Annotated in this window: 10 protein-coding genes; 6 read left to right on the forward strand and 4 right to left on the reverse strand. The window is 63.7% G+C overall.

The window, feature by feature from the left end; all coding sequences use genetic code 11:
• Positions 1 to 81: 81 nt before the first annotated feature.
• The 6 genes from MRY75_RS09685 to MRY75_RS09710 are packed head-to-tail and all read left to right on the forward strand — an operon-like array spanning position 82 to position 5,917.
• Positions 82 to 1,059 carry an ABC transporter permease gene (locus MRY75_RS09685; protein ID WP_292307333.1) on the forward strand — a complete coding sequence of 326 codons (978 nt, stop codon included), beginning with the start codon at positions 82 to 84 and terminating at the stop codon, positions 1,057 to 1,059.
• Positions 1,056 to 2,096, forward strand: a complete 1,041-nt coding sequence (locus MRY75_RS09690) for an ABC transporter permease (RefSeq protein WP_292307335.1) — start codon at positions 1,056 to 1,058, stop codon at positions 2,094 to 2,096. Before MRY75_RS09685 ends, MRY75_RS09690 begins: the two co-directional genes overlap by 4 nt.
• Entirely contained in the window at positions 2,093 to 3,073 is a 981-nt protein-coding gene (locus MRY75_RS09695) for an ABC transporter ATP-binding protein (RefSeq protein WP_292307336.1), read from the forward strand. The genes MRY75_RS09690 and MRY75_RS09695 overlap by 4 nt, the downstream gene beginning before the upstream one ends.
• Entirely contained in the window at positions 3,070 to 4,068 is a 999-nt protein-coding gene (locus MRY75_RS09700; RefSeq protein WP_292307338.1) for an oligopeptide/dipeptide ABC transporter ATP-binding protein, read from the forward strand. The genes MRY75_RS09695 and MRY75_RS09700 overlap by 4 nt, the downstream gene beginning before the upstream one ends.
• Positions 4,065 to 4,940, forward strand: coding sequence for an N-formylglutamate amidohydrolase (locus MRY75_RS09705; RefSeq protein WP_292307339.1), 876 nt, complete (start codon positions 4,065 to 4,067; stop codon positions 4,938 to 4,940). Before MRY75_RS09700 ends, MRY75_RS09705 begins: the two co-directional genes overlap by 4 nt.
• Positions 4,937 to 5,917 (forward strand): succinylglutamate desuccinylase/aspartoacylase family protein, encoded by a 981-nt coding sequence (locus MRY75_RS09710; RefSeq protein WP_292307342.1) that lies wholly within the window; start codon positions 4,937 to 4,939, stop codon positions 5,915 to 5,917. The genes MRY75_RS09705 and MRY75_RS09710 overlap by 4 nt, the downstream gene beginning before the upstream one ends.
• 28 nt (positions 5,918 to 5,945) lie before the next feature.
• Here the strand turns inward: MRY75_RS09710 and MRY75_RS09715 are convergent, their stop codons facing one another.
• The 4 genes from MRY75_RS09715 to MRY75_RS09730 form a co-directional block, all read right to left on the reverse strand.
• The gene (locus MRY75_RS09715; RefSeq protein WP_292307343.1) at positions 5,946 to 6,758 is read right to left on the reverse strand and encodes a class II aldolase/adducin family protein; all 813 of its coding nucleotides are present in this window, start codon (positions 6,756 to 6,758) and stop codon (positions 5,946 to 5,948) included.
• Positions 6,759 to 6,829: 71 nt separating this feature from the next.
• Complete coding sequence (locus tag MRY75_RS09720; RefSeq protein WP_292307345.1) at positions 6,830 to 8,401, reverse strand: GMC family oxidoreductase; 1,572 nt, start codon at positions 8,399 to 8,401, stop codon at positions 6,830 to 6,832.
• 21 nt (positions 8,402 to 8,422) lie between these two features.
• The gene (locus MRY75_RS09725) at positions 8,423 to 8,947 is read right to left on the reverse strand and encodes a twin-arginine translocation signal domain-containing protein (protein ID WP_292307347.1); all 525 of its coding nucleotides are present in this window, start codon (positions 8,945 to 8,947) and stop codon (positions 8,423 to 8,425) included.
• A 56-nt stretch (positions 8,948 to 9,003) separates the two neighbouring features.
• Positions 9,004 to 9,216: VOC family protein (locus MRY75_RS09730; RefSeq protein WP_366934922.1), on the reverse strand; the 213-nt coding region annotated here is incomplete at its 5' end.

Raw genomic sequence — 9,216 nt, forward strand, 5'->3', positions numbered from 1 at the left:
CCACTCGCTGAACGCCTGCGGCGGCCTCCGGGCCGCCGTGGGACCCTTTTCCCTCGTCCAGCCCGGAAAGCGCCCCACGGCATGCTTGTCTACCTGCTCAGACGGATTGCGCAGTCCATCTTCGTGGCCCTTGCGATGATGGTGATCGTGTTCTTCGGCATCTACATGATCGGCAACCCCGTCGACATTCTCATTTCGCCCGACGCCACCCCGCGCGAGATCGAGGAAACGATGGCGCGGTTCGGGTTCGACCAGCCGATCTACATCCAGTTCTTCACCTTCGTCGGCAACGCTTTGCAGGGCGATCTGGGCCGCAGTTTCGTGCATGGCGAAAGTGCGGTGACGCTGATCCTGCATTACATGCCCGCGACGCTGGAACTGGCCGCTTTGGGGCTGTTCTTCTCCGTTCTGATCGGTGTTCCGCTGGGCGTCTATGCTGGCTACAAGGCCGACAAATGGCAGGGCCGCGCGATCATGACCGGGTCGATCTTCGGCTTTTCCCTGCCGAATTTCTGGGTCGGGATGCTGCTGATCCTGATCTTTGCGGTCGAATTGCGCTGGCTGCCCTCGACCGGGCGGGGTGACACCGTGGATGTGTTCGGCATCCGGCTGTCGATCTTTTCCGAAAACGGGTTGCAATACATGATCCTGCCCGCCCTGACCCTGGCGCTTTACAAGGCGTCGCTGGTCACGCGCCTCGCGCGCGCAGGCACGCAGGAGGCGCTGGTGCAGGATTACGTGAAATTCGCCCGCGCCAAAGGGGTGTCGGAGACGCGCATCCTGTTTGTGCATGTCCTGAAGAACATCATGATCCCGATCGTGACTGTTCTGGGTCTTGAGCTGGGCTCGATGATCGCCTTCGCCGTGGTGACCGAAACCGTCTTTGCATGGCCGGGGATGGGCAAGCTATTGATCGACTCGATCCTGACGCTCGACCGGCCAGTGATCGTGGCCTACCTGATGATGACGGTTCTGATCTTTATCGTGATCAACCTTGTGGTCGACATCGTCTACACGATCCTCGACCCGCGCGTGCGTGTGACCGGAGGGACGGCATGACCGAGATGCCCGCCCCGATCCCGCTGCGCGAACGGACCGCCGACGCCCTGCCCTGGCTGGTGACGGCGGCGATGGCGCTCGCCACGCTTGCTCTTGCCTTCGGCCCGGACTGGAGCAGCCTGCCCGCACGGGTGCTGATGCTGATCGGGTTCGTCGCGATCTGCGCCCATCTGCTGCGCGGGCGGGGGCGGCAGTTCTTCAACGGTCCCGTGGCTTATATCGCGGCGGGCAGTCTGCTTTTGCTGGTGGTGCTCGCGCTTTTTGCCAATGAGATCGCACCGCAGAACCCCTATGACCTGCGCCAGTTGGACATCATGGATGGCCGCCTGCCGCCGGGATCGACCACCTTTGACGGGGCGATGACCTATCATCTGGGCACCGACGAACAGGGGCGCGATATTCTGTCGGGCATCCTTTACGGCCTGCGGGTGTCGCTGTCGGTCGCCATCATCGCCACGCTGGTCGCGATGGCCATCGGCGTGGTCGTGGGCATCTACGCGGCATGGGCCGGGGGACGGGTCGAGACCATCCTGATGCGGCTGGTGGACCTGCAACTGTCCTTCCCGTCGATCCTTGTGGCGCTGATGCTGATGGCGGCGTTCGGGCGCGGGCTGGACAAGGTCGTGATCGCGCTGATCATCGTGCAATGGGCCTATTACGCCCGCACCGTCCGGGGCACCGCGCTGTCGGAAACCCGCAAGGAATATATCGACGCGGCGCGGGGTCTGGGCCTGCCGGTGCGGCGGATCATCTTCAAGCATCTGCTGCCCAACTGCATCCCGCCGCTGCTGGTGATCTCGACCGTGCAGATCGCCAACACCATCGTGCTGGAATCCTCGCTGTCCTTCCTTGGGGTCGGCGTGCCGATCACGCGGCCCTCGCTTGGTCTGCTGATCGCGAACGGGTACGATTATATGCTGTCGGGCCAATACTGGATGAGCATGTATCCCGGCGTGGCCCTTCTGGCGATCGTGGCGTCGATCAATCTTGTCGGTGACCGCCTGCGCGACACCCTGAACCCGAGGTTGCGCAAATGAGTGTTCTCGAAGTGCACAACCTGCAAACCCATTTCTTCACCGATGCCGGTGTGGTCAAGGCGGTGGACGGGGTCGATTTCGCGCTGAACGAAGGCGAGGTGCTGGGGCTGGTCGGCGAAAGCGGATCCGGCAAATCCGTCACCGGGTTCTCGATCCTGCGGCTGGTCGATCCGCCGGGACGTGTGGTGGGCGGGCACATCATGTTCCGGGGTCAGGATCTGGCACAACTGCCCGAGGCCGAGATGCGGCGTCTGCGCGGCAACAAGATCGCAATGATCTTTCAGGATCCGATGATGACGCTGAACCCGGTTCTGCGCATCGACACCCAGATGATCGAAGCGGTGCGCGCCCATGAGAAGGTCAGCGCCAAGGCCGCACGGGACCGCGCCATATCGGCTTTGGCCAAGGTGGGCATCCCCTCGCCCGCCGAACGGTTGGACGCCTATCCGCACCAGTTTTCGGGCGGGATGCGGCAGCGGGTGGCGATTGCCATCGCCCTGCTGAACGGCCCCGACCTGATCGTGGCGGATGAGCCGACCACGGCGCTGGATGTGACGATCCAGAGCCAGATCCTCGCCGAGATCCAGGAACTGGCGCGGGACACCGGCACGGCGCTGATCTGGATCACCCATGACCTGGCCGTTGTCGCCGGGCTCGCGGATCGGGTGGCGGTGATGTATGCGGGGCGGATTGTCGAGACCGGCCAGACCGATGCAGTCCTGACGGCCCCGGGGCATCCCTATTCGGTTGGTCTTCTGGGGTCGATCCCCGGTCACGGCCAGCGCGGAGAACGGCTGACCCAGATCCCCGGCATGGCCCCGAATATGGCGCATCTGCCCCCCGGTTGCGCCTTTGCGCCGCGCTGCTTCAACGCCGATGAGCGCTGCCGCAGCGACGCACCCGGCATCGACGAGATAGACACGGGCCGGGCGTTGCGCTGCCATCATCCGCTGATCACGCCGGGGGTGTCCGCATGACCGCCATGCTCGAACTCGACGCGGTGTCGCGCCAATTCGTCAAGAAACTGGATTCGATCGAAAAGCTGGCCAAGACGCTGGGCGCGTCGGTCTCGGAAAGCTGCGTGAACGCGGTGGATTCCGCCTCGTTTGCCGTCGCCCGTGGCGAAGTGGTTGGCCTCGTTGGGGAATCCGGCTGTGGCAAGTCCACGCTGGGCCGGATGGTGGCCGGCTTGCTTCCGGTCAGTGGCGGCACGATCCGGTTTGAAGGGGTCGATGTCACAGATGCGGCCTCGGACGAGGCCAAGACCGCGCGGCTGCGCATCCAGATGATCTTTCAGGACCCGATGTCCTCGCTCAATCCGCGCATGAAGGTGGAAGAGATCGTCGGCGAAGCCGCCGTCTATCACGGTCTGACCACGCGACGCGAGATGAGCACCTATGTCGCCGGCATCCTGCGGCAGGTGGGGCTTGATCCGGCCTATGCGCAGCGGTTTCCGCACCAGTTTTCCGGCGGGCAGCGGCAGCGGATCGGGATTGCCCGGGCGCTGGCCGTACGGCCGGATTTCCTGATCTGCGACGAAAGCATCGCCGCACTAGACGTGTCGATTCAGGCGCAGGTGATCAACCTGTTTCAGGACCTGCGGCGCGAACTGGACCTGACCTATCTTTTCATCAGCCACGACCTGAGCGTGATCGAGCATATCGCGGATCGGGTGGTCGTGATGTACCTGGGACGGATCGTCGAGATCGCCTCGACCGAAGCGCTGTTCGACGCGCCGCAACACCCCTACACGCAGGCTCTGATTGATCAGGTGCCGCGTCTGGGTGCGGGTCGCCAGACCTATCGCACGATCAAGGGCGAGATCCCCTCGCCTCTCGCACCGCCGCCCGGCTGCCATTTCCACCCCCGCTGCCCGATGGCCGGACCCCGCTGCCAGCGCGAAGTGCCGGTGCTGCGGAACAGCGCCGGACGATCCGTGGCCTGTCACCTGCATGATGGAGGAACCCAATGAGTCTGCACATCCCCGGCGTTCTGACCGTCGAAGGCACCGAAACCCAGCGCGTGCCCCTCGTGTTCGACAGCCCGCATTCCGGCACGGACTACCCGAACGATTTCGGCCATGCCGCCGACCCGACGCTCCTGCGGCACGCCGAGGACACCCATGTGCATGACCTCTGGTCCGGGGCCGTGCCCGCCGGGGCCGTCCTGCTGCACGCGCATTTCCCGCGCTCCTACATCGACGCCAACCGCGCGCCGGATGACATGGACCCGAACGCTTTGTCCGGCCCCTATCCCGAACCGCTCAACCCTTCGGTCAAGAGCACCCTCGGCATCGGCCTGTGCTGGACCCGCGTGCCGCCCGGTGGCGAGCCGCTTTACACCCGGCCCCTGCCCCCGGAGGAGGTTCATGCCCGGGTCAAGCGCTATCACCGCCCCTACCAGACGCACCTGCGCACGCTTCTGGATGCGTCCCATGCCAAATGGGGCGCGGTCTGGCATGTGAACTGCCATTCGATGCAGGAGGTTGCGTCGGCCATGTCGACACAAGAGCGCGGCACGCCTCGTCCCGATTTCGTGCTGGGCGACCGCGATGGCACCGCCTGTGCGCCGGACTTCACAAACACCGTCGCGGAGTTTCTGACCGCACGCGGCTATTCGGTGGCGATCAACGATCCCTACAAGGGGATGGAGTTGATCCGCGCCAATGGCAACCCGGCGCAGAACCGCCATTCGATGCAGATCGAGGTCAACCGCAAGCTCTACATGAACGAGGCCAACCGCATCCCGAATGCAGGCTATGCCGCCCTGCAGTCCACCTTCACCGATCTGGCGCAGCATCTGGTCCGCCACGTCGAAACCGCGCTTGAGGGACAGCCTGCATGACAAGCTCGGCCACCGGATTGCCCAACATCTACTCCGTCGAACTGAGCCCGCCCGACATCTCGGCCTATGCCGAAGGCAATACCGGCGTGCCCTATGTCTGGACCTTCGACAGCGGCAGCTCAGGCCCGCATGTGGCAATTACGGCGATTGTGCACGGCAACGAACCCTGCGGCGCGATTGCCATCGACTGGCTGATGCAGATGGGACTGCGCCCGCGTCAGGGAAAGCTGTCCTTCGCCTTCGTCAACACCGCCGCCTACGAGGCCTTCGATCCCGAGGTGCCCGACGCCACCCGCTGGGTGGAGGAGGATTTCAACCGGCTCTGGGGTGATGGCGTGCTGGATGATCCTGACCGCCGGGTGACACCCGAGGTGGAGCGCGCCCGGGAACTGCGCCCGTGGCTGTCGAGTGTGGATCTGCTGCTCGACATCCATTCGATGCAGCACAAGACCGATGCACTGATCATCGCAGGCCCCGCCGCCAAGGGGCGCAGGCTGGGCCGCGCCATCGGCTGGCCGGGGATCGTCGTGACGGACAAGGGCCATGCCGAAGGTCAGCGGATGCGCGACTTCGGTGATTTCGCCGATCCTGCTTCGGACCGGAATGCGGCGCTGGTCGAATGTGGCCAGCATTGGGAAGCCGAGGCGGCAGAAGTCGCCAAGGATTGCGCCGTGGGCTTTCTGCGCGCCACCGCGGCTGTGCCTGCGGATTTCGCCGAAGACCGTATGGCCACCCGTCCGCCCCGGCCCGAGACCGTCTGTTACGAAGTGATGGGGCCGGTGACGATCGAGACCGACAGCTTTCGCTTTGCGCAGGACTGGCGCGGGCTGGAGCACCTGCCCAAGGGCACGCTGATCGGGTATGACGGCGACCGGGCAATCCATGCGCCGCATGATCCGACTGTGCTGATCATGCCCTCGCGCCGTCTTTGGCCGGGCAAGACCGCCGTGCGCCTTGCCCGCCCGGTTGATGCCTAGACGGAGATCCGACTGGTCGGCGACAACCTCAGGAGAACATGTCGGGCTGGTCGATCACCAACTGGTTCCAGATCGTCTGGAAATGCAGCCAGCCGATATACTCGCTGCCCACATGCTCGCGGCTGTAGCGCGCACGGTCGTCGGGGATGCGGATCGGCGTGATGCCGGAGGCGGCGATGTCAAGCTGTTGCTGGCAGCAGCGCTCCAGCGCGATGAACCAGAACGCGGCGGATTCGATGCTGTGACGGCTCGCGGTCAGTAGCCCGTGGTTCTGATGCAGCGCGGCTTTCACGCCCTTGAACGCTTTGGCGACGTCTGAACCAGCGTGGTTCTCCACGGCAACCGCTCCTCCCTGCTCACCGATGACGACATGATCCTCGAAGAACGCACAGGCGTCCTGCGTGATCGGGTCGATGGGCCGCCCGGTGGCGCACCATGCGGTGCCGTAGGTGGTGTGGGCATGGCACATGGCAATAATGTCGGGATGTTCCTCATGCACATTGGCGTGCAGCACGAACCCTGCACGGTTCACGGCATGGTCGCCTTCGATCACCGTGCCTTTGTGATCCACAAGGATCAGGTTCGACATCTTCACCTTGTCGAAATGGATGCACATCGGATTGGTCCAGTAAAGCTCCGGCTGTTCCGGATCGCGCACTGTCAGGTGTCCGGCAAAGCCATAGTCGAACCCCTGTTGTGCAAAAGCCCGACAGGCCGCAACCAGCCGTTCCTTGCGGTGCTGCCGCTCGGCCTCGACGGTGTCGAACTCCGGCAATTCGGGGAAAATCAACCCCTCCTGTTCGGGTTGGTAGATCGAAACGCGGTTCCCAAGATCGAGCATGATTGTGCTGCCTTTCAAAATTGTACCGAATGGTAAAAAAACGGCGCCCCCGAAGGAGCGCCGTGTCTGGCTCAAAGGTTCTGCGCGCTCATTTCCCGGGCGATGTGGTCCGCCTGCCGGATCGCCAGCGCCACGATGGTGAGCGTCGGGTTTTCCGCAGCCCCGGTGGTGAATTGCGATCCGTCCGAAATGAACAGGTTCGCGATGTCGTGGGTCTGCCCCCACTTGTTCACCACACCGTCGCGCGGGTTCTCGGACATCCGGTTGGTGCCGAGGTTGTGCGTCGACGGATAGGGCGGTGTCGGGAAGGTGCGGGTCGCGCCCACTGCTTCGTAGATCGCTTGACCCTGCTTGTAGGCATGGTTGCGCATCGCGATGTCGTTGGGATGGTCGTCGAAATGCACGTTGGCCACCGGCAGACCGTACTGATCGGTGACATCGTGGTTCAGCGTGACCCGGTTGGTTTCCTGCGGCATGTCCTCGCCCACGATCCACATGCCCGCCATGTTCTCGTAGTGATCGAGCGCCGAGGTGAACTCGCGGCCCCAGCCACCCGGATCGAGGAACGCCGCCATGAAGGGCAGTCCGAGAGACAGGGTTTCCAGCTCGTACCCACCGACGAACCCGCGCGATGGGTCGTGCCGGGCTTCGTCCTGGATAATGCCCGCCATCGTTGTGCCGCGCCACATCTTCACCGGCTTGTCGAAGACGCCATAGACCGACCCGGTCATGTGCCGCATGTAGTTGCGCCCCACCTGCCCCGAGCTGTTGGCCAGACCATCCGGGAACATCGAAGACGCAGAGTTCAGCAGCAGACGCGGGCTTTCGAACGAGTTGCCCGCAACGCAGACAATACGCGCCTTCTGCATCTGCAGCGTGCCGTTTGCGTCATAGTATTCGACGCCCGTGACCTTTCCTGCCTCGTTGTGCAGGATGCGGGCCACATGCGCACGCTCGCGTACTTCAAGGTTGCCGGTCGCTTCGCCCTCGGGAATGTCGGTATAGGCAGCCGACCACTTGGCTCCCCATTTACAGCCCTGAAAACAGAAGCCTGTCTGCTGACAGGGAATGCGGTCGCCATCATCGCGCGTCTGGATCGCCATGCGGCCGGTGCTGACCTCTTTATAACCCAGTGCCTTGGCGCCCTTTTCGAAAACCAGGTAGTTGTTGCTTCCCGGCAGTCCCGGACGGTCCCCGGTGCGTGTCACACCCAGCTTGTTTTCCGCCTTGGTGTAGTAGTCGTCCATCTCGCGCGGATCGATCGGCCAGTCGAGCAGGTTTGCCCCCTGCACGTCGCCATAGGTGGTCTTGGCTTTCCACTCGTGATCCTGAAAGCGCAAGCTGGCGCCCGCCCAGTGGGTTGTGGTGCCGCCGACAGCCTTGACGATCCACGCGGGAAGACCCGAGAAATCCTTGGCCACGCGCCAGTCGCCGCTGGTGGTGCGGGGGTCGAGCCAGGCCAGCTGGCCAAAGCTTTCCCATTCGTCGTTGATGTAATCCTCGGGCAGGTAGCGCCCGCCGGCTTCCAGCGCAACGACGCTGATGCCCTTCTGGGCCAGTTCATTTGCAAGAACACCACCGCCTGCGCCGGTGCCGATGATGACGACAACGCTGTCGTCGTTCAGATCAAATGGGGCTGCCATAAGTCTGTCCTCCCTTATGGCTCAAAGCCAGTTGATGTCGTTGAAACCGCGGTCGATATAGCCGCCCTGGCTGAAGCTCTCGCCCTCGTAGCCAAAGATCGGCCAGACCGCTTTCTGGTTATAGAGCCCGGTCACAAGACCACCGCGGATCTGCTGGAAGAACGCGCTGTCTTCCATGCCGCGCAGGATGTCGACGCGGTCGCGCTCCCATCCGGTGGCGAGATAGCTGTCAAAGCCCTTGCCCTGAGCGGCCGCGTTCAGCGCCGCAATCCCGGCCGTGATGCCAGCCGCCGCTTCGGCGCTGTCATAGCCCTTGACCGCGATAACATAGTATTCATCGGCCACCTGATCGTGCGGATAGATGTCCCGCGCCATCTGCACGAGCGTGGCAAAGGTTTCCGCGTCGAGATGCGTGGCTTCATAGGCCCAAGCGGCATCGGGGGCCGCAAGGAACCCGGCCCCGACGACAAAGGACGCGCCTGCCGCGCTCGCACGCTTGAGCAGGTCACGCCGCGTCAGCCCACGCAGGCTTTCTTTCTGTGACATGTGTAGTCTCCTCCCTGTTTGATGTGCACCCGTTGGGTAGGACGGGTGCGGCCTGATCACTTGAACCGCCCACCGCGTTCGAGCACCTCGATCTGGTACCCGTCCGGATCGGCGACGAAGAAAAACCGGGCGATCACCTCGCCTGCCGGAGCAAAGGATACGAGCTTGCGGGGGTTCAGACCCTCGGCTTCGAACCGGGCATGTTCGGCATCCAGATCGCTGACCGAGACAGCCAGGTGACCGTAGCCGTTGCCAAGGTCGTAAGGCTC

Origin of the sequence: Marivita sp., assembly GCF_022763305.1 — a bacterium.
Classification (GTDB): Bacteria; Pseudomonadota; Alphaproteobacteria; order Rhodobacterales; family Rhodobacteraceae; genus Marivita.

What these genes read in the sequence shown, in the direction of transcription:
- MRY75_RS09685 (WP_292307333.1), top strand. Translation starts at nt 82, where the DNA reads ATGCTTGTCTACCTGCTCAGACGGATTGCGCAGTCCATCTTCGTGGCC.
- MRY75_RS09690 (WP_292307335.1), top strand. Translation starts at nt 1,056, where the DNA reads ATGACCGAGATGCCCGCCCCGATCCCGCTGCGCGAACGGACCGCCGAC.
- MRY75_RS09695 (WP_292307336.1), top strand. Translation starts at nt 2,093, where the DNA reads ATGAGTGTTCTCGAAGTGCACAACCTGCAAACCCATTTCTTCACCGAT.
- MRY75_RS09700 (WP_292307338.1), top strand. Translation starts at nt 3,070, where the DNA reads ATGACCGCCATGCTCGAACTCGACGCGGTGTCGCGCCAATTCGTCAAG.
- MRY75_RS09705 (WP_292307339.1), top strand. Translation starts at nt 4,065, where the DNA reads ATGAGTCTGCACATCCCCGGCGTTCTGACCGTCGAAGGCACCGAAACC.
- MRY75_RS09710 (WP_292307342.1), top strand. Translation starts at nt 4,937, where the DNA reads ATGACAAGCTCGGCCACCGGATTGCCCAACATCTACTCCGTCGAACTG.
- MRY75_RS09715 (WP_292307343.1), bottom strand. Translation starts at nt 6,758, where the DNA reads ATGCTCGATCTTGGGAACCGCGTTTCGATCTACCAACCCGAACAGGAG.
- MRY75_RS09720 (WP_292307345.1), bottom strand. Translation starts at nt 8,401, where the DNA reads ATGGCAGCCCCATTTGATCTGAACGACGACAGCGTTGTCGTCATCATC.
- MRY75_RS09725 (WP_292307347.1), bottom strand. Translation starts at nt 8,947, where the DNA reads ATGTCACAGAAAGAAAGCCTGCGTGGGCTGACGCGGCGTGACCTGCTC.